Source organism: Aeromonas sp. 55A, from assembly GCF_051919665.1.
Lineage (GTDB): Bacteria > Pseudomonadota > Gammaproteobacteria > Enterobacterales > Aeromonadaceae > Aeromonas > Aeromonas veronii.
Genome location: NZ_JBQBEH010000008.1, coordinates 3,753,969 through 3,772,486 on the forward strand (window position 1 = coordinate 3,753,969; position 18,518 = coordinate 3,772,486).

At 60.3% G+C, this 18,518-nt stretch carries 14 protein-coding genes; 7 read left to right on the forward strand and 7 right to left on the reverse strand.

Annotated elements, in window-relative coordinates; translation table 11 throughout:
* The first annotated feature begins 42 nt into the window (after window positions 1-42).
* Both ACTG2G_RS21305 and ACTG2G_RS21310 read left to right on the forward strand, forming a co-directional pair.
* On the forward strand, window positions 43-1,737 hold the full coding sequence (locus ACTG2G_RS21305) for a hypothetical protein (protein ID WP_421385928.1): 1,695 nt from the start codon (window positions 43-45) through the stop codon (window positions 1,735-1,737).
* 113 nt (window positions 1,738-1,850) lie between these two features.
* Window positions 1,851-3,062 carry a Bcr/CflA family multidrug efflux MFS transporter gene (locus tag ACTG2G_RS21310; RefSeq protein ID WP_216953832.1) on the forward strand — a complete coding sequence of 404 codons (1,212 nt, stop codon included), beginning with the start codon at window positions 1,851-1,853 and terminating at the stop codon, window positions 3,060-3,062.
* Window positions 3,063-3,144: 82 nt separating this feature from the next.
* Here ACTG2G_RS21310 and nhaD read toward each other — a convergent pair whose 3' ends face one another.
* The gene (nhaD, locus tag ACTG2G_RS21315) at window positions 3,145-4,569 is read right to left on the reverse strand and encodes a sodium:proton antiporter NhaD (protein WP_429203874.1); all 1,425 of its coding nucleotides are present in this window, start codon (window positions 4,567-4,569) and stop codon (window positions 3,145-3,147) included.
* A 107-nt stretch (window positions 4,570-4,676) separates the two neighbouring features.
* Window positions 4,677-5,144 (reverse strand): DUF4357 domain-containing protein, encoded by a 468-nt coding sequence (locus ACTG2G_RS21320; protein ID WP_005333716.1) that lies wholly within the window; start codon window positions 5,142-5,144, stop codon window positions 4,677-4,679.
* Between the two features lie 197 nt (window positions 5,145-5,341).
* Between ACTG2G_RS21320 and ACTG2G_RS21325 the strand changes: the two genes are divergently transcribed.
* The 5 genes from ACTG2G_RS21325 to ACTG2G_RS21345 all read left to right on the forward strand — a co-directional run bounded on the left by ACTG2G_RS21325 (window position 5,342) and on the right by ACTG2G_RS21345 (window position 11,733).
* The gene (locus ACTG2G_RS21325; RefSeq protein WP_429203876.1) at window positions 5,342-6,022 is read left to right on the forward strand and encodes an ABC transporter ATP-binding protein; all 681 of its coding nucleotides are present in this window, start codon (window positions 5,342-5,344) and stop codon (window positions 6,020-6,022) included.
* A 30-nt stretch (window positions 6,023-6,052) separates the two neighbouring features.
* Window positions 6,053-8,482, forward strand: a complete 2,430-nt coding sequence (locus tag ACTG2G_RS21330) for an FtsX-like permease family protein (RefSeq protein WP_429203878.1) — start codon at window positions 6,053-6,055, stop codon at window positions 8,480-8,482.
* Between the two features lie 185 nt (window positions 8,483-8,667).
* Window positions 8,668-9,708, forward strand: coding sequence for a lipocalin-like domain-containing protein (locus tag ACTG2G_RS21335; protein WP_429203984.1), 1,041 nt, complete (start codon window positions 8,668-8,670; stop codon window positions 9,706-9,708).
* 382 nt (window positions 9,709-10,090) lie between these two features.
* Window positions 10,091-10,855 carry an SDR family oxidoreductase gene (locus ACTG2G_RS21340; RefSeq protein WP_429203880.1) on the forward strand — a complete coding sequence of 255 codons (765 nt, stop codon included), beginning with the start codon at window positions 10,091-10,093 and terminating at the stop codon, window positions 10,853-10,855.
* Between the two features lie 50 nt (window positions 10,856-10,905).
* Window positions 10,906-11,733 carry a bifunctional transcriptional activator/DNA repair enzyme AdaA gene (locus ACTG2G_RS21345; RefSeq protein WP_429203882.1) on the forward strand — a complete coding sequence of 276 codons (828 nt, stop codon included), beginning with the start codon at window positions 10,906-10,908 and terminating at the stop codon, window positions 11,731-11,733.
* Between the two features lie 293 nt (window positions 11,734-12,026).
* Here the strand turns inward: ACTG2G_RS21345 and ACTG2G_RS21350 are convergent, their stop codons facing one another.
* From ACTG2G_RS21350 to ACTG2G_RS21370, 5 genes are all read right to left on the reverse strand, one after another.
* On the reverse strand, window positions 12,027-12,872 hold the full coding sequence (locus tag ACTG2G_RS21350; RefSeq protein WP_350236156.1) for a DUF5677 domain-containing protein: 846 nt from the start codon (window positions 12,870-12,872) through the stop codon (window positions 12,027-12,029).
* A 451-nt stretch (window positions 12,873-13,323) separates the two neighbouring features.
* Window positions 13,324-13,596 (reverse strand): hypothetical protein, encoded by a 273-nt coding sequence (locus ACTG2G_RS21355; RefSeq protein ID WP_005337011.1) that lies wholly within the window; start codon window positions 13,594-13,596, stop codon window positions 13,324-13,326.
* Window positions 13,597-13,975: 379 nt separating this feature from the next.
* Entirely contained in the window at window positions 13,976-15,565 is a 1,590-nt protein-coding gene (guaA, locus tag ACTG2G_RS21360; RefSeq protein ID WP_019445882.1) for a glutamine-hydrolyzing GMP synthase, read from the reverse strand.
* 84 nt (window positions 15,566-15,649) lie between these two features.
* The gene (gene guaB, locus ACTG2G_RS21365) at window positions 15,650-17,113 is read right to left on the reverse strand and encodes an IMP dehydrogenase (RefSeq protein WP_317102131.1); all 1,464 of its coding nucleotides are present in this window, start codon (window positions 17,111-17,113) and stop codon (window positions 15,650-15,652) included.
* Between the two features lie 264 nt (window positions 17,114-17,377).
* A complete protein-coding gene (locus ACTG2G_RS21370) occupies window positions 17,378-18,013 on the reverse strand; it encodes a YitT family protein (RefSeq protein WP_201956241.1) in 636 nt (211 codons plus the stop codon).
* Window positions 18,014-18,518: the final 505 nt, after the last annotated feature.

Below are 18,518 nucleotides of genomic sequence, written 5' to 3' on the forward strand. Positions count from 1 at the left end.
TTGGGTACACTCACAGCGCATCCATAACAGACGAGTCTCCTTATGCGTGTAACCAGAGAGTGGCTGTGGGTTTTGTCGGTGCTGACCGGGGCCTGTGCCCTCCTGTTGCTACCATTCTGGCTGCGCGGCGGCAGTCAGGGCCATGATCTGTTTCACCACCTGCTCTCCGGTCACTTCTTTGCCGTGCAACTGTGGCAAGGTGAACTCTATCCGCGCTGGTTGATGGAGATGAACGGCGCCTTCGGCAGCCCGGTCTTTTTCTTCTATCCCCCCCTGCCCTACTATGTGAGCGCCCTGTTCGCCGGCCCCACCCCACTGGCCCACGAGGCGATGACGCCGCTGCTCTGGAGCAGCAGCGTGGCACTCTGGCTCTCCGGCCTGTTTGCCTATCTCTGGTTGCGTCCCTTTGCCGGCCACGGACGGGCGCTGGCGGCCAGTCTGCTCTATATGGCGCTGCCCTATCATCTGGCCATCGATATCTACGCCCGCTTTGCCCTGGCGGAGAGCTGGGCCTTCGTCTGGGCGCCGCTGGCACTACTGGCGCAGGATCGCCTCTGCCGCGGCGCCCCCTTTGCACTACTGCTGCTCGCACTGGCCGTCTCCATGCTGACGCTTTCCCATCTACCAAGCACCCTGCTCATTCTGGGCTTGCTCACCCTGCGCAGCCTGCTACTGGTCTGGCGCTACAAGGGGAGCACAGCGCTTGTCAGTGTCCCTGTCACCGCCTCCCCGCTCATTGGCACCCTGCTGGGCCAGCTCTGGGGGTTGGCGATGGCCAGCCTGTTGCTGCTGCCCGCTCTGCTGGATCAGGGGGGGATCTCCATGGAGCAGATGCGCACCGGCATGTTCGAATTTCAGCGCAACTTTCTCGATCGTTTGCCCCAAAGCCGTGATGACTGGCGCTTTCGCGGCCATCTCGCCTGGCTGACGCTGCTCACCCTGGCTCTGCTACTGGTAGCTTGGGCTGCCGCCCGCGAGCCGCGCCATCCCGAGTTGCTGCTCTGGGGGGTCATTGGCACCCTGAGCTTTCTGATGATGCTGCCTCCAAGCGAGCCCCTGTGGCGCCTGCTCACTCCGTTGCAACTGGTGCAATTTCCCTGGCGCCTCAATCTTCTGCTGGTCATCGCTACCGTCGCCGTGGTGGCGCTGGGTACCCCCACCTATCGCCCGTGGCAGTGGGTCTGGTGGTTACTGCTTGCCCTCACCCTGCTCTCGCAGGGACTCTATGTACGCGAGGCGCCGCTCACCCAGGCTCCCGTAAAGAGTCAGCTCGACGGGGAGTTCGACAGCAAGCGCAGCGCCCGCGAATACCGACCAAAGCAGGTGCCACGCGGCATGTTTGCCCCCACCCTGCTGGCCTGGAAAGAGGAATTCCAGCCCGCCATCACCAGCGACCATCAGGGGGTGAACTGGCAGATCCAGCGCTGGCAGCCTCGTCATATCGAATTGACGGTGGATGCCCCGGCACCCGCCAAGCTGGTCCTGCACCAGTTTGATTACCCGGGCTGGCAGGCAAGGCTCGACCAGCGCCTGCCGCTGAGCGTCAGCAGCACCCGCAACGGGCTGGTGCAGGTCTGGGTGCCCGCCGGACAACACAGCCTCACCTTCACCCTCACCGCCCGCTGGCCGGAGCGGCTCGGTTACGCCATCTCGTTGCTGGCCTGGCTGCTCTGGCTGGGGGGAGTGATCCGCGCAGCGCGCCGACATGACCGAAAGCTTGATCCCCAAGGTGCCTGAGCGATCGGACACCTCCCCCTTTTGAGGGGGTAGGAACGTCATGCCGAGCGGGGGCAAACCTGATAGACTCGCCCTTCTCCCTTTTTCAACCAAGGTTCATCAGCGGATACCCTATGCCCCACGCACAGTCCCCCCAGGCCACCATGCTCTCTCCCCGTTTCCTGTTTATCCTGCTCGGCGCTCTGGCGGGTCTGACCCCGCTGGCGGTGGATATGTATCTACCCGCTATTCCGGCCATCGCCCGGGATCTGGCCACCAGCATCGACGGCGCCCAGCTCACCATCAGCGCCTTTTTGGGCGGCTTTGCCATCGGCCAACTCTTCTACGGCCCGCTGGCCGACAGCTATGGCCGCAAGCCGGTGATCTTGGCGGGGCTGGTGATGTTTGCCATCGCCTCGGTGGGCTGCGCCATGGCGGACTCCCTGCCCGAATTGCTGGCCTATCGGATGTTGCAGGCAGCGGGCGGTGCGGCGGGCTCGGTGGTGGTCAATGCCCTGCTGCGCGATCTGTTCGAGAAGGATGCGTTTTCTCGCGCCATGTCGTTCGTCATTCTGGTGATGACCTTGGCGCCGCTGGTAGCCCCTGTGGTGGGGGGCTATATCAGCGCCCACGCCGATTGGCGGGTGATCTTCTGGCTGCTGGTGGGGATCAGCCTGCTGATCTGTCTGGTGATGCAGTGGAAAATTCAGGAGACCCTGAAACCCGAGCACCGTCAGCCCCTTAATCTGGGCCAGATCCTCAAGAACTACTGGGGGGTACTCTCCCATCGCGGCGCCATGGGCTACGTGCTGTGCGGCTCCCTCTCCAGCTCCGGCATGTTCGCCTTCCTGAGTGGCTCCCCTTATGTCTATATCGAGTATTTCAAGGTGCCGACCGAGCACTACGGCTGGCTGTTTGGTCTCAATATTTTGCTGATGATGGTGGTTACTTTCGTCAATAGCCGACTGGTAAAAGGGGTGGGTGCCGAGCGGATGCTGCAATACGGCCTGCTGGTGCTGCCCTGCGCTGGCGCCCTGCTGATCTACAACGCCTGGAGCCAGACCGGCGGTCTGTGGGGCATCGTCATTCCGGTGGTACTCTTTATCGGCCATATCAGTCTGGTGGGGGCCAACGCCATGACCGGTCTGATGGGCCACTTCCCGCAATCTGCGGGTACCGCCTCGGCACTGGCGGGTACCCTGCGCTTTGGCATCGGCGCCCTGGTCGGCATTCTGGTCAACCTCAATCCGCCCCAATCGCCGCTGCCCATGGCCATCGCCATCGCATGCTGTGGCGTGGGTTCCACCCTGAGTTACTGGCTGCTGGCGGGCAAGCGGGGCGATTGACCCCCCCCCTATCCCCCTCGGCCAGGAAAACGAAAGAGGCTTCCATCAACGGAAGCCTCTTTTCGTACTGGCGGGCAGACGTTCAGAACTGGGCACTGTTGAGCCAGAGGTGCGCCCCTATGCTCACCAGATAGCCGAGCAAGATAGCCGGCGACCATTTCAGGTGGCCAAAGAAGGTATACATGCCATGGGCCTGCCCCATCAGGGCAACACCGGCGGCAGAGCCGATGGAGAGCAGGCTGCCGCCCACTCCGGCGGTCAGGGTCACCAGCAGCCACTGCCCCAGCGCCATATCCGGGTTCATCGACAGCACGGCAAACATCACGGGAATGTTGTCGATGACAGAGGACAAGACCCCTATGAAGACGTTGGCCATGGTGGGATCCCCAGCGTCATACAACCAGTGTGACACCAGCTCCAGATAGCCCATAAAGCCCAGCCCACCGACACACATCACCACCCCGTAGAAGAACAGCAGGGTATCCCACTCCGCCTTGGCCACCTTGTTGAACACGTCAAATGGCACCACAGAACCCAGACTGCGCAACCGCACCTCATCACCATTGCGTTCGTAGAGCGCACGCTTGCGGGCAAGGGATCGCGGCAGCGACTTTCGCAGATAAAACCCGAAAAACTGCAGATAACCGAGCCCCAGCATCATGCCTAGCACGGGTGGCAGATGGAGGAAACTGTGGCATAGCACCGCCGTGATGATGGTCAGCAAGAACAGCGCGACGATGCGACGGGCACCCCGCTTGAGATCGACCACCTCGTTATCAGCCTCCGGCACATGACGCGGCACCATCAGGCTCATCAGGATGGCCGGGACCAGAAAATTGAGCAGAGAGGGAATAAGCAGGGTGAAGAACTGGCCAAATTGCACCTTGCCCGCCTGCCACACCATCAGGGTGGTGATATCGCCAAAGGGACTGAACGCCCCTCCGGCGTTGGCGGCGATCACTATGTTGATGCAGGCAAGATTGACAAAACGCCGATCACCGTTGGCCACCTTCAACACCACGGCGCACATCAAGAGCGCAGTGGTCAGGTTGTCTGCCACCGGCGAAATACAAAAAGCAAGCCCACCGGTCAACCAGAACAGGGTGCGCAAGTGAAAGCCGGATCGCACCAGCCAGGCGCGCAGGGCATCGAACAGCCGCCGGTCCTCCATGGCGTTGATATAGGTCATCGCCACCAGCAGGAACAGCATCAACTCGGCATATTCCAGCAAGGTATGGCGGAAGGCCTGCTCGGCGACAGGGCTCATCCCTTGCTGTGCATAGGCGATACCAATCAGGATCCAGATCACCCCGGCGGCCACCAGCACGGGTTTGGACTTGCGCAGTTGCAGATACTCTTCAGCCATCACCAGGGCGTAGGCCAACACAAACAATCCGACACAAAAAAGACCGATTGAGGAGGATGTCAACAGAACAGGGCCACTACTGGCATGGGCGGGAAGGATAAACAGGGACAGCAGCAAAATAACTGGGGTAAGCGCAGACATGGTCTCTTCCTTTTAGAACCATCTGGCAATGATGCTAACACCTGGATGAAAAGAAAAATTCATCCAGGTCAATTAACGCTTAATTGGTTTGCTGTCGAAACGCGGGATTATTTCTTGCCGAAACCCGACTGCTTGAGGGTATAGCCTGCGCTGTTCTGCCAGGCATCCAGACCGCTGCGGTTATTGCCCGCCACCAGACTGGCGGCCAGACTCGGGCTGTTGAACAGCTGATCGGCGGTAAAGACAAAGCCGCCCTGACTGCGGGGCACTATGACCCCCTTTTCCAGCAGCTCGTGACGCAGCTCGATCACCGCTTCACGCAAAGAGGCGGCATCCTCGCCATTGGCGGTGGAACCGGCCAGCACCATAAAGCCCGGATTTTGCCGCTTGCCCACCGGATAACCGTGGGCCTCGGCCCCCTTGCCGTTGAAGTGGTAGAGCTCGCGCTCCCCCGGCCGGTTGTCGGAGAGTGCCTTTTGCAGGGTCATCAGCTCGTTGTAGATCTCGATGGGGACGACGGCAGCCTGCTTGTTGCCCTTGCTATCGATGATAAAACTGACTTGCTTGTGTAACATCCTTGCTCATCCTGTGACCCATGGAAGCCCCTATTCTAACCACCTCGGGCAAGCGGGATCCAGCGAGGATCCACTGCTCTTTTGCCGCCTTGATCACTAACTGGCACTCTTGATCAACCGTAAGGGGTGTTGATCAATGCTGGCCGTGCTAGCGTACCAAGCATGATGAAAGCCATTGACCATCAAACGGTTATCCCATGCTGACCCTGCGCAACCTCTGCAAGAGTTTCGATAACGGCAGTGAGCGACTGCCGCTGTTCCACCATCTCGATCTCGCCCTCCCCGCTGGCGAGATCACCCTGCTGCTGGGCCAAAGCGGCTGCGGCAAATCGACCCTGCTCAATCTGATCGCCGGGCTGATTGCACCGGATGAAGGGGAGATCTGGCTGGGGGAGACCCGGATCGACAACCGCACCCCCGACGAGCGGGCGCGCCTGCGGGGTCGCCATTTCGGCATCGTCTATCAGGATTTCAACCTGCTGCCGACCCTGAACGTGGCCGAGAATCTGGCCCTGCCGCTGGCCATCAACGGGCTGCCACCGGATGAGACAAAGATTGACCAGTTGCTGCACCGGCTCGATATGAGCCACAAGCGCCAAGCCTGGCCGGAGCAGCTCTCCGGCGGTCAGCGTCAGCGGGTGGCGCTGGCCCGCGCCCTTATCCATCAACCCAGTTGGCTGCTCGCCGACGAACCCACCGGCAGCCTCGATGAGCACAATGCCGAACAGGTGATGGCGCTGATGGTGACGGCGGTGCGGGGCACCGGCGCAGGCTTGCTGCTGGTGAGCCACAACCCCGCCTATGCCGCCCTGGCCGACAGGGTGCTGCGCCTCGAAGGGGGGCAACTTATTGAACTCAAGGGCTCCCGTCATGACTAGGCAGCGACTGCGTCTGCCGGGAGCACGCTGATGCTGCCACTCAAAGCGCTGCTGCGCCTCTATCGCAGTCACCCCTGGTTGCTGCTGATGAGTCTGGCCGGGCTGGTATTGGGAGTGTCGCTGGTGGTGGCCATCGAGCTGCTCAATCACAGTGCCCGCACCAACTTTGTCGCCGCCCGCAGCCAGCTGGCAGGGGAAGCCAACTACCGGCTGGCCCCCGCTGGCGGGCTGGATGAGCAGCTTTACGTGCAACTGGTGACCAGCCAGCCCGCCCTCGATGCCATGCCCCAGCTCCATGGCTGGCTCAAGGATGAAGAGGGGCGCAGCTTTCAACTGCTTGGGATGGATCTCTTCAACCCCGGCCCCCTGCGCCAGCTGTTTGGCGCCCAGCCCGCGAACGAACCCGCCTTCTCCCTCAACCGTGCCGACAGCATCTGGCTGGCGGCCCCCGAAGCGGAGCGCCTTGGCTGGCAAGCGGGCCAGAGCCGACGCTTTGTGCTGGGCGGCAACGATGGCGCCAGCGCCCGAATCCTGACCCTGACGCTGGCTGGCACCTTTGAACCGGGCGCCGTGCCCATGGAGCGGCTGCTGATAACCGACATCGGCCTCGCCCAGCCGCTGCTGGGCAAAGCGGGTCGGCTCGATCGCATCGTCTTCAAGCTAAGCGACGCCGAGGCTCGCACCCTGCAGGCCACCCTGCAAACCCGTTACCCGAACCAGCCCTTGTGGCTTGAGCCCATCAGCCCGGCGCTCGATGCCAGCCAACTTGGTGATGCACTGGCCCTCAACCTGACGGCGCTCTCATTGCTCGCCATGGCGGTGGGACTGTTTCTGGTGTTTAACGCCCAGCGATTTGTGCAGAGCGTGCGCCGCCCCCAGCTGGCCCAGTTGATCATTCTGGGGATGGGGCCGAGTCGGGTGCTTCGCTGGCTCATTCTGGAGCTGCTTATTCTCGCCACCCTCGGCACCTTGCTCGGGGTGCTGCTCGGCAGCCTGTTGGCGCTGGCCCTGATGGGGCAACTGACCCAGGCGCTAGCCGATCTCTATGGGCCCAACCCCATCGATCTGCTGCGCCTCTCCCCTGTGAGCCTGCTCAAGGCGCTGTTGATCGGGCTGTTCGGCACGCTGGCCGCCAACCTGCCCGGCTGGTGGCAACTGCTGCGCCAATCCCCCCTAGAACTGCGCGCTGGCAGCAGCCGCCCCCCCGCGCACCCGTGGCGACGGCGCGTGCTGGCCATCGCTATCTTGCTGCTGTGCGCCCTATGCCTGTGGTTGCCGCAAACGGGTCTGAGTGGCGCCCTGTTTATCGCCGGCGGCTGGCTGCTAGCCATGGCGCTCTGGTTGCCCGATGCCCTGCGCGGCCTGCTTGGCTGGCTGCGACGGCGCGCGGGCGGCCCCCTCACGGCTCGGCTCGGGGTAGCCGAGACCCTCTATCACCTCGATCGCACCGCCATCGCGGTGATGGCGTTGCAGCTGGCCATAGCGGCAGCCATCGGCATCGGGGTCATGGTGTCGAGTTTTCGCTCCAGCGTGGAGATCTGGCTCGGCCAGCGTCTGGCCGCCGATCTCTATGTTACCGCCCCCAAGGGGGTGGCGGGCAACAAGGGCACCTTGAGCGACGCCACCCTTAAGACCCTGCTCGCCAACCCGCTGGTGAGCGCCGCCTCGCGCCGCTCGGTGCACCCCGCCCGCTGGCAGGGGCAGCCCATCGAGTGGGCGCAGATGGACTTTATCCCCCAGCTTAAAGCGGCCTATCCGCTGCTGGCCGGACGCTGGCCCACCCGTCCCGACGAAGTGCTGGCGAGCGAACCGCTGACGGTACGCCTCGGGGTCAAGGTGGGCCAGCAGTTGGCGATCAGCGGCGAGCATGGGCCAAGGCAGTTCACCGTCACCGGCGTCTATCAGGACTACGGCAGCGACAAGGGGCAGATCCTGCACACCTTCGAGGCGGGAGCGGTGCAATCCCTCGCCCTCTTTAGCGACGACCCCGAGCAGCTGGCCGACCGCCTGCGCGAGCGCTTTGGCGAGCAGCTCAATCTGCTCTCCGCCCCCGCCATCCACAGCGCGGCCCTCAAGGTGTTTGACCAGACCTTTGTAGTGACCGAGCTATTGAAACTGCTGATCCTCGGCATCGCCTTTGTCGGGATCGGCTCGGCCTTTATGGTGCTGGGGTTGGCGCGCCGTGGCGAGCTGCAGACCTTGCAGAATCTGGGCTTGAGCCCCCGCCACTGCCGCCAGCTGCTGGTGTGGCAAGGGGCTGGATTGGGGCTGCTCACCGCCCTGCTGGCCTTGCCGGTGGGATATGGCCTCGCCTGGGTGCTGATCGAGGTGGTCAACCCTCGCGCCTTTGGCTGGCGCCTCGCCTTCGAGGCAGCCCCCCTTCATGCGCTCACCGCCCTGTTGCTGGCACCGGTCTGTGGCGCACTGGCATCCTGGTATGCGGCAAGGAGAGTGGTATGACATATCGGTTAGCGCACTGGCTCAGCCATGGTTTGAAGCTCCCATCGACCACTTCCCTCTCTCCGTCCCTTCTTCAGCGCAAAGAAGAGCAGAGTGCGGCATTGAACCATCCCCTCTCCCTTCGGGAGAGGGCCAGGGTGAGGGGGATCTTGTCCTCCTTACAGCTTCTGTGGCTCGCCACACTCTTGCTCCCGCTGATTGCCATGATCGGCAGCGCGCAGGCCAGCGATCTGGGCGCCCTGCTCGGTGGCGGCAACGATAACTTCAAAAAAGTGCAGCCGGGGCAAACCATCCAGCTGCCGGAGGATCACGCCGCCCACCCCGATTACCGCTCCGAGTGGTGGTATCTCACCGGCAACCTCAAGGATGAACAGGGGCGCGAATATGGCATGCAGTGGACCCTGTTTCGCCAAGGTATCGAACAAGAACTCCGCACCAGCAACCCCTGGCTCACTCCCCAGCTCTGGCTGGCCCAGTTTGCCATCACGGATCTCGATCGTGGCACTCACCAGCAAGATGAACGGGCCAGTCGGCAGGGGCCGGGACTGGCGGGGGCCAGCGGCGGCCAATATTGGCTCAGGGAGTGGCGGCTTGCCTCCCAAGGGGCGGCGCTCTTTCCCGCCACCCTCAAGGTGCAGAGCAAGATTGGCGAGCTGAACCTCACCGTCACCGCCGCCAAGCCGCTGGTACTGCAAGGCAAGGCCGGTTACAGCGAGAAGAGCCCGGGCAACGCCTCCTTTTACTACTCCTACCCGCGCCTCACTCTTCGCGGCACCCTGACTAGCGATGGCGAGACCCGCACCGTCATCGGACAAGGCTGGTTTGATCACGAGTGGAGCAGCTCGGTATTGGCGGAGTGGCAATCGGGCTGGGACTGGTTTTCGCTCCAGTTGAACGATGGCCGCGAGCTGATGCTGTTTCGCCTGCGCACCAAATCGGGACGCGCAGAACCAGAGAATCGCTACGGCATGTTGATTGAGCGGGATGGCAGCAGCCGGGTGCTCGCCCCCGACGCGATTCGCCTTACGCCGGGCAACACCTGGCGCGGCCCCAAGGGGCAGAATTACCCCGTCGATTGGCAGCTAAACGCCGCCGGGATGAGCCTCACCATCAAAGCCCGTCAGCCCAATCAGGCCATGACCGGCCGCTTTGACTACTGGGAGGGAGCTGTCTCTGTCTCGGGGGATGCCAAGGGGGTCGGCTATCTGGAGATGACGGGCTATTGATCCAGGAGCGTGTCTGTTGATTGCAATCGCCGTCAATGCCCTGCCAGGCAGGCTTGATGATGCACGCAGCCACCATGGCGCCGGGGCTCTCGCCCCTCACTGCAGCACACAGGGCGCGCCGCACCTGGATCCGGCGATTTTAAAGGGGGCATGATAAAGAATTCGGGGCGCAGAACGCCCCTTTTGTTGCCGCAAAGGCCTGTATCGACATGCAGCAAAACGACTTGTGAACAAAGAGAGCAAGATTCGGGTCGTTCCGGCAAGGAGTGGTTGCCATAGTGGGGACCAAACCCAAGTCGGTTGGAACCTATTGGGGTTCCAACCCACAGCCAACCCTGTGCCCCAATGATTTGGCGCACAACACACCAGCGAGGGAACTGCCATGTCATTACTGTCCAACAAGGTCGCCATCATCACCGGCGCCAGCTCCGGCATAGGCCGCGCCAGCGCCATCCTGTTTGCCCGCGAAGGGGCCTGCGTCGTCGTCGGCGCCCGCCGCCAGCCCGAACTGGATCTGCTGGTGGAGGAGATCCGCCATGAGGGGGGCCAGGCGGTGAGTCTGGCGGGAGATGTGAAAAGCGAGAGTTACGCCCGCGATCTGGTTGATCTCGCGCTAACCCGTTTCGGCGGGCTCGATATTGCCTTCAACAACGTCGGTACCACAGGCATGCCGGGCAGCATAGAGGAGCTTGAACTGGCGCAGTGGCAGGAAATTCTGGATACCAACCTCACCAGCGCCTTTGTGGGAGCCAAGTACCAGATCCCCGCCATGCAGGCGCGCGGCGGCGGCTCGCTTATTTTTACCTCTACCTTTGTCGGCCATACCCTGGGGCTGCCCGGTATGGCGGCCTATGCGGCGAGCAAGGCAGGCCTCATTGGCCTGACCCGGGTGCTGGCTGCCGAATATGGGGCACAAGGGATTCGGGTCAACGCCCTGCTGCCGGGGGGCACCGACACTCCCATGGGGCGGGCTTTTGCCAATACACCAGAGAGCCTCGCCTTTGTGCAGAATATGCATGCCCTCAAACGGCTGGCCCAACCGGAGGAGATCGCCCGCTCGGCCCTTTATCTCGCGTCCGATGCATCCAGCTTTACCACCGGCATTGCCCTGCTGGCCGATGGTGGGGTATCAATTTGTCGCACATGACTTGTCGTCCCCAAGATCCTGCGACCGAAACCTTATCGTGAGAGCGCCTTATGTCTGATTACGCCCGCATCGCCGATGCCATCCGTTTTATCGCAAGTCAGGTGGAGCGCCAGCCCACTCTGGACGAGATAGCGGCGCACGTGCACTTAAGTCCCTTTCACTTCCAGCGGCTGTTCAGCCGCTGGGCCGGAGTGACGCCCAAACGCTATCTTCAGGTGCTGACCCTGGAGCGGGCCAAGGCACTGTTGCAGGAGTCGCGCCCGCTGCTGGAGGTGGCCGATACCCTGGGCCTTAGCAGCGGCTCGCGGCTCTACGATCACTTCGTGCAGCTCGAAGCGGTGACGCCGGGCGAGTACAAACAGCGCGGGGCCGGGCTGGTTATCGATCACGGGGTGCATGACACCCCCTTCGGCCAGGCATTCGTCGCCCTGACCCCGCGGGGGGTGTGCAACTTCTCGTTTCTCGATGAAAAGGCCCCAGAGGCGCCGCTGGCCACCCTCGCCCAGCACTGGCCTGCGGCAACGCTGCAAGAAGCACCATCACGCACTCAAGGGGTCATCAACACCATGTTCGATGGCAGCAAGGCGCCGGATCGCCCCATCTCCTTGCACGTGAGCGGCACCAACTTTCAGATCAGTGTCTGGCGGGCGCTGCTGCAGATCCCGCCCGCCAAGGTGGTGAGCTACGCCCAGGTGGCGAACGCCGTCGGCAACCCCAAAGCCGCCCGCGCCGTGGGGCTGGCGGTGGGCGCCAACCCCGTCGCCTTGATGATCCCCTGCCACCGGGTCATCCAGCAAAACGGCCAACTCGGCGGCTATCACTGGGGCGAGACCCGCAAACAGGCGATACACGCCTGGGAAGCGGCGAGGTATGAGTGAAGGTGGCCTTTTCTGCTCGCCTGATGGGGGAGAAACAGAACTGTTGGTGGTGAGTCAGCAAACAATCAGACAGCGCCAGACAGCGTACGGCGATATAAAGCGGGGAGATCAGAAGAATTCGGGGCGCAGATCGCCCCTTTGTTACTTTGGCGGGGCATGGCGCTTAGCAACACCACCCCAGCGAATTGACGAAGAGACGTAGGATGCAATAAGCGCAGCGCATTGCACCATTTGCAGAGTGGCTTTTGTGCAAGGTATGAGGAACAAAAGTAGAGGTGCAATTTCATTGCACCCTATGCCACTGATGTCGGTTTGGAACTCAGCTCCATAAGCCGCTTGAATAGCTTTTCTTCGGCATCAAGCCCTACTTGCATTTTCTGCTTTTCAAAGAATGCAGCTAAGTAACCACATCCGGCGTGAAGAACTGCAATAAGGATTTCCTCTAACTGCCGAATCGTTCCAGCGATGAAGGCCTCTGTGGTGTCTTCTCCTTTAAGGTGAGCTGAATAAAAGAAGCTGGCACCAAAGGGTGAACCATGAATGACCTCTGACGAGAGTGAGTAGATCAGCCCATATGCCGCGAGTAGCCGCGATCCAGCTTTGCGCCCTGCAAGTTCACCGACCCGCCTGATACGACTTGGCATATCTAGGTTGGTCCAGCCTCCGTTTCCTTTGCCCGTAAACTCAGGAAATTTAGATGCAAGTGTTGATACTGGGTCAGGGTCTGTGTGGACTTCAATCGAGTATTCGCCACTGCCGAATTTTCGATTGTGTTGCCGCCAGGCGGCAAATTCGATGTACCTAACAGCTCGGTCTGCAACTGCATTTGACTCCACGAGGAGGTAGCTTGCATTTACGAAAGACTCAACAGCTGATCGTGCGATTGGATAGGCGTCGCGGACAGGAATTCCGCGCTGTTTGGCTATGTGTAAAAGGGACTCGACAGATTGTCCTGCTCCCATTGCTAATAATGTGCTTGTGCGTCGTTGTGCGTCCGGGAGGCTACAAGTCAGAATTTCTCCTTCATATGTGGTGGAGCCTTGGGATGCAACGAAAAGTGCAAGGCGCAAGAACTCTTGCTGAAGCATTGCCAAGCCTCGTAAAGCATCCAGCAGTGGTAACTCCTCGTCTGCGGACATAAATTGTTCTCCCTAAATAGAAATCGGTACTAATCAGCAATGGAAAATGCCAGCAAACCCAATCTATGACTGTGATCCCCTACATCAACTGTGGCTCCACTGGATCTCGGTGTACTCGTGCCATTGCCGATGCTACCACCCCTGAATAACAGCCTGCAGCTTGTTACCTATGGCATTTCTCTGGCCTGACTCATGGGCGACCCCAAATGGGTTATTTCCAAACAACTATCCTAGCGAGCAAGGCAGATAAGAAAAAGAGGAAAATGGAATTTTCCTAATAAATATCAACAAATTAAATAAGAAGTACCAATGCTGGGCATATATCTTCGGTGCCAGATCGTAGATAAAGAAAAGACGCCCTAAGGCGTCTTTCTTATTTTCAGGATTAGAAGCAAACAGATTGGAGGTTATTCCCCCTCCCCGCCTTGCCCCGCAACGCAACGCAACGCAATCAGATCGGGGTAATGGAGGTGATATGGGCATCCCCGTCCAGTGATTTGAAGATCTGCACCACGGCTTCGCCATGGATCGGTTTGGCAAGCGGCACAGTGCTCTTGCACTTGAAGCGGTAGTTGGTGCCAGCCACCACTTGAGTGGAGACTTCAAAGGGTACGTACTGAACCCCGACAAATCCTTTCAGCGCCTGATCAAATACCGCCTGATCCTCGGCGGTCAGCTTGTGATATGCGGTCCATCCACCCACCAACACTGCTTGTTCTGACATATCAAACTCTCCGTGCTCTATGATCCCGACTCGTTTGGCCGTTCGGGCTGCGCCCCGTTGATTCAAGTGGTTTCCGGTCTCCACCGGGGTGTCATCACTGCCGGTTGGCACGATGACGATGGGCCCGATTGCGCAGCTATCTGCAACTCGATCAGCCCTCCCCCCAGCCACGAGCCGCTGTTGACAGCGGGCTCAATTGGCATGAGAGAGCCTAGTGCGGGATGGCAAAAATGCCCCTGTCACATATGACAGGGGCAAGGTGGCAAAAAAGCTGCTCGAAAAAAGAAGATGTGTGGCGCAAACGATTGAGAAAAGAAAAGACGCCTCAAGGGCGTCTTTTTGCATTTTTATGCTCGATGGGCAGAAGGGCGCGAGCCGCTTATTCCCATTCGATAGTTGCGGGCGGCTTGCCGGAGACGTCGTACACCACGCGGGAGATACCGTTGATCTCGTTGATGATGCGGTTCGATACGTGACCGAGGAAGTCGTACGGCAGATGTGCCCAGTGGGCGGTCATAAAGTCGATGGTCTCGACGGCGCGAAGCGCAATGACCCAGTCATATTTGCGACCATCGCCCATCACGCCAACGGAGCGCACCGGCAGGAACACGGCGAACGCCTGGCTGACCTGGTTGTAGAGGTCGGCTTTGCGCAGCTCTTCGATAAAGACCGCATCGGCGCGGCGCAAGATATCGCAGTACTCTTTCTTCACTTCGCCAAGGACGCGCACGCCCAGACCCGGGCCCGGGAACGGGTGACGGTAGAGCATGTCGTAGGGCAGACCCAGTTCGAGGCCAACGCGGCGCACTTCGTCTTTGAACAGCTCGCGCAGCGGCTCGACCAGACCCATCTTCATCTCTTCCGGCAGGCCGCCGACGTTGTGGTGAGACTTGATGACGTGGGCTTTGCCGGTCTTGCTGGCAGCGGATTCGATAACGTCCGGATAGATGGTGCCTTGCGCCAACCACTTGGCGTTTTTCAGCTTTTTCGCTTCATCATCAAACACTTCGACGAAGACGCGGCCGATGATCTTGCGCTTGGCTTCCGGCTCGTCAACACCGGCCAGCGCGGAGAGGAAGCGCTCTTCGGCTTCAACCTTGATGATGTTCAGACCAAAGTGGTCACCAAACATCTCCATCACCTGCTCGCCTTCGTTCAGACGCAGCAGACCGTTGTCAACGAAGACGCAGGTCAGGCGATCGCCGATGGCACGGTGCACCAGCATGGCGACCACGGAGGAGTCGACACCGCCGGAGAGACCGAGGATCACTTCATCGTCACCTACCTGCTCGCGGATGCGGGCAACGGCGTCGTCGATGATAGTGGCCGGGGTCCAGAGGCATTCGCAGCCGCAGATGTCTTTGACGAAGTGCTCCAGCATGCGGGCACCCTGACGGGTGTGGGTCACTTCCGGGTGGAACTGCACGCCGTAGAAACGCTTGGCCTCACACGCCATGGCCGCGTGCGGGCAGGTCGGGGTCTGGGCGATGGTGGTGAAGTCGGCCGGAATGGTGGTGACCTTGTCACCGTGGCTCATCCAGACATCCAGCAGGGCATTGCCGTTGTCGGCGATGGCATCTTCGATGTTGCGCAAGAGGGCGCTGCTCTTGCCAGCCTCGCCCAGCACTTCCACCTTGGCGTAACCGAATTCACGCTCGGTAGAGGATTGCACCTTGCCACCCAGCTGCTCGGCCATGGTCTGCATGCCATAGCAGATGCCGAACACAGGGACACCGGCGTTGAACACATACTCGGGGGCACGGGGGCTGCCTGCTTCGGTGACGGACTCGGGGCCGCCGGAGAGAATGATGCCGCTCGGATTGAATTCGCGGATCTGCTCTTCGGTTACGTCCCAAGCCCACAGTTCGCAGTAGACGCCGATTTCGCGCACACGGCGGGCGATCAGCTGGGTGTACTGGGAACCGAAGTCGAGGATAAGGATACGGTGCTGGTGAATGTCTTTAGTCATTTTATTCCTGCATCAGGCTGATGTTGTCACAAAGGGCACGGGATAAAAAAAGGGTGGAAAAACGGGGCGCAGGGCCCCGTTTTATCAGCCCATCCGATAGTTGGGGGCTTCTTTGGTAATGGTCACATCGTGGACGTGGGACTCTTTCATCCCGGCGCCGGAGATGCGCACAAATTCAGCTTTAGTGCGCATGTCGTCGATGGTGGCGCTGCCGGTCAGGCCCATGGAGGAGCGCAGGCCGCCCATCTGCTGGTGGATGATCTCTTTGAGGCGACCCTTGTACGGCACGCGACCTTCGATACCTTCCGGTACCAGCTTGTCGGCGGCGTTGTCGGTCTGGAAGTAGCGGTCACTGGAGCCTTTGGACATGGCGCCCAGGGAACCCATACCACGGTAGGATTTGAAGGAGCGACCCTGATAGAGCTCGATCTCGCCCGGCGCTTCTTCAGTACCGGCGAACATGGAACCTACCATGACGCAGCTGGCGCCCGCGGCAATGGCCTTGGCGATGTCGCCTGAGAAGCGGATACCGCCATCGGCAATCACCGGAATACCGGTGCCTTCCAGCGCATCAACGGCGTCGGAGATGGCGGTGATCTGGGGCACGCCCACGCCGGTTACGATGCGGGTAGTACAGATGGAGCCCGGGCCGATACCGACCTTGACGGCGTTGACGCCGGCAGCAACCAGCGCCTTGGCGCCCGCGGCGGTCGCGACGTTGCCACCGATGATCTGCAGATCCGGATAGGCGTCGCGAGTGGCCTTGATGCGATCCAGTACGCCCTGGGAGTGGCCGTGGGAGGAGTCGATCAGCAGTACGTCAACACCGGCTTCCACCAGCGCAGCGACGCGCTCTTCGTTACCGGCACCGGCACCGACCGCAGCACCGACCCGCAGACGACCCTTGTCATCTTTACAGGCGTGGGGCTTGCGCTCGGCTTTCTGGAAATCTTTAACGGTGATCATGCCCTTGAGTTTGAAGTCGGCGTTCACCACCAGCACTTTTTCGATACGGTGCTTTTGCATCAGGGCAACCACCTCTTCGCGAGGGGCCCCTTCACGCACGGTGACCAGACGATCTTTCTGGGTCATGATCTGTTCAACGGTCTGGGAGAGGTCAATCACGAAGCGCACGTCACGGCCGGTGATGATACCGACCAGCTGATTGCCGTCAGTCACCACGGGGTAACCGGCGAAGCCGTTCTTGTGGCTCAGCTCCTTGATTTGGGCGATGGTCATGTCAGGGCGCACGGTGACGGGGTCAGTGACCACACCGCTCTCGTACTTCTTGACCTTGCGCACTTCGGCAGCCTGCTGCTCGATGGACATGTTCTTGTGGATAAAGCCGATACCGCCTTCCTGGGCCAGTGCGATAGCCAGACGGGCTTCGGTCACTGTGTCCATGGCAGCGGAGATCATCGGGATGTTCAAGCTGATGGCGGAGGTCAGCTTGGTACGCAGATCGGCAGTATTGGGAAGAACTTCGGAGTGGGCGGGAACCAACAGTACATCGTCGAAGGTTAACGCTTCTTTGGCAATCCTGAGCATGGCAATATCTCACCGTTGAGGAAGTGGGGGTGTAAAATATTGCCGACGAAGTTTACTCACGCATTGGTCACTGGTAAAGAAGTTTTTTGAATTTTTTATGGCATAGCCCTCTTTTAGGCGGCCAACGGCGCAAAAAACTAATAAATTCAGCTGTAATCATGCCTTTTTTCACGACAAGATGATCTTTTTTGTCGTTGAGCCCCTTTCTCCCTCCAACCTCCCGGAACAGCATTTTCAATGATCCAATTATGTGCAGCCGGGTGTTCAGTTTCCCTGATAGCGACCTGGCTTGTGCCAATTCATCAGCATGGCGTTCATCGCCAGCGCACTCAGGGTGGACCAGAGCAGCAAGGGCAGTGGCAAGGTGAGCAGGGAGAGTGCAAACACCAGCACATCAAGCACCATCTGGCTCTTTCCCGCGTTGATGCCAACGCGCCGTTGCAGCCAGAGCGTCACCACCCCGGTGCCACCCACGGAGGCATTGTGGCGCGCCAGAGACAACACCCCCATGCCGAGAAAGGTCCCCCCCACCAGGGCGGCAAACAGTGGGTGGACATAGCTCACCGTCAGCAGCAGCGGTACCGCCTGGGTGGCCGCCGAGAGGGTAACGTTGACGATCAGCGTCTTGATGGTGAAGGCGCGCCCCATGGTGAAGTAACAAAACACCATGAAGGGCATGTTGACCATGAAGAACAGAACCCCGATGGGCAAACTGCTGACATGGGCGAGCAGCAGGGCGATGCCCGCGATGCCACCGGTGATCATGCCGGAACACTTGAGCAGGTTGAGACCGACCGCGATAAACATGACCCCGAGCACCATGCCGTAAACATCGTCCTTGAGGGTGTGGGCCAGGGCTTTGGTCGCCGGCACGGGCGACATGGTCATTTCACCTTCCATATGACTCCTTTCCATGTTTGCTGTGACATCAGGGCACCAGTCACTGGGCCGAAGGGGTGGGCATACTCGGGCGCCCTGGCCATTTCCCCTGCCGGTCCCCCTGCCGACATCACAAGACTCAGCAAAAAAAGCGCCAATCAACACAAGCATCCAGGATAGGCTGAAAAATCAAATTTAAATTCCGATATTCTGCCTATGACAGGAGCAACACACCCATTCATGGGACAAACATCAGGCTGCATCAGCATGTTTGACCAGCCACACTGAAGGCAGCTCGCCATCTCCCCTTTTAAAGCCCGTTATTAAGTGGATCATGTTGATATAGTGCCACATGGCAGCATGAATCATACTCGTCACAGGAGGGGCATAGGGTGGATACGGCATATTTCTCCAAGGTGGGTTCCTGCTGCCAATGTCGATGATGCGCACCACTTTGGGGCGAAAGCACCATAACAGAGCAAGCCCCCCTCGGATGCCGCTTGCTCCCAAGCGATGTCGACGCTAC

Bases quoted from the DNA above. Each gene is read 5' to 3' on its own strand.
- ACTG2G_RS21305 (WP_421385928.1), top strand. From the start codon at position 43: ATGCGTGTAACCAGAGAGTGGCTGTGGGTTTTGTCGGTGCTGACCGGG.
- ACTG2G_RS21310 (WP_216953832.1), top strand. From the start codon at position 1,851: ATGCCCCACGCACAGTCCCCCCAGGCCACCATGCTCTCTCCCCGTTTC.
- nhaD (WP_429203874.1), bottom strand. From the start codon at position 4,569: ATGTCTGCGCTTACCCCAGTTATTTTGCTGCTGTCCCTGTTTATCCTT.
- ACTG2G_RS21320 (WP_005333716.1), bottom strand. From the start codon at position 5,144: ATGTTACACAAGCAAGTCAGTTTTATCATCGATAGCAAGGGCAACAAG.
- ACTG2G_RS21325 (WP_429203876.1), top strand. From the start codon at position 5,342: ATGCTGACCCTGCGCAACCTCTGCAAGAGTTTCGATAACGGCAGTGAG.
- ACTG2G_RS21330 (WP_429203878.1), top strand. From the start codon at position 6,053: ATGCTGCCACTCAAAGCGCTGCTGCGCCTCTATCGCAGTCACCCCTGG.
- ACTG2G_RS21340 (WP_429203880.1), top strand. From the start codon at position 10,091: ATGTCATTACTGTCCAACAAGGTCGCCATCATCACCGGCGCCAGCTCC.
- ACTG2G_RS21345 (WP_429203882.1), top strand. From the start codon at position 10,906: ATGTCTGATTACGCCCGCATCGCCGATGCCATCCGTTTTATCGCAAGT.
- ACTG2G_RS21350 (WP_350236156.1), bottom strand. From the start codon at position 12,872: ATGTCCGCAGACGAGGAGTTACCACTGCTGGATGCTTTACGAGGCTTG.
- ACTG2G_RS21355 (WP_005337011.1), bottom strand. From the start codon at position 13,596: ATGTCAGAACAAGCAGTGTTGGTGGGTGGATGGACCGCATATCACAAG.
- guaA (WP_019445882.1), bottom strand. From the start codon at position 15,565: ATGACTAAAGACATTCACCAGCACCGTATCCTTATCCTCGACTTCGGT.
- guaB (WP_317102131.1), bottom strand. From the start codon at position 17,113: ATGCTCAGGATTGCCAAAGAAGCGTTAACCTTCGACGATGTACTGTTG.
- ACTG2G_RS21370 (WP_201956241.1), bottom strand. From the start codon at position 18,013: ATGGAAGGTGAAATGACCATGTCGCCCGTGCCGGCGACCAAAGCCCTG.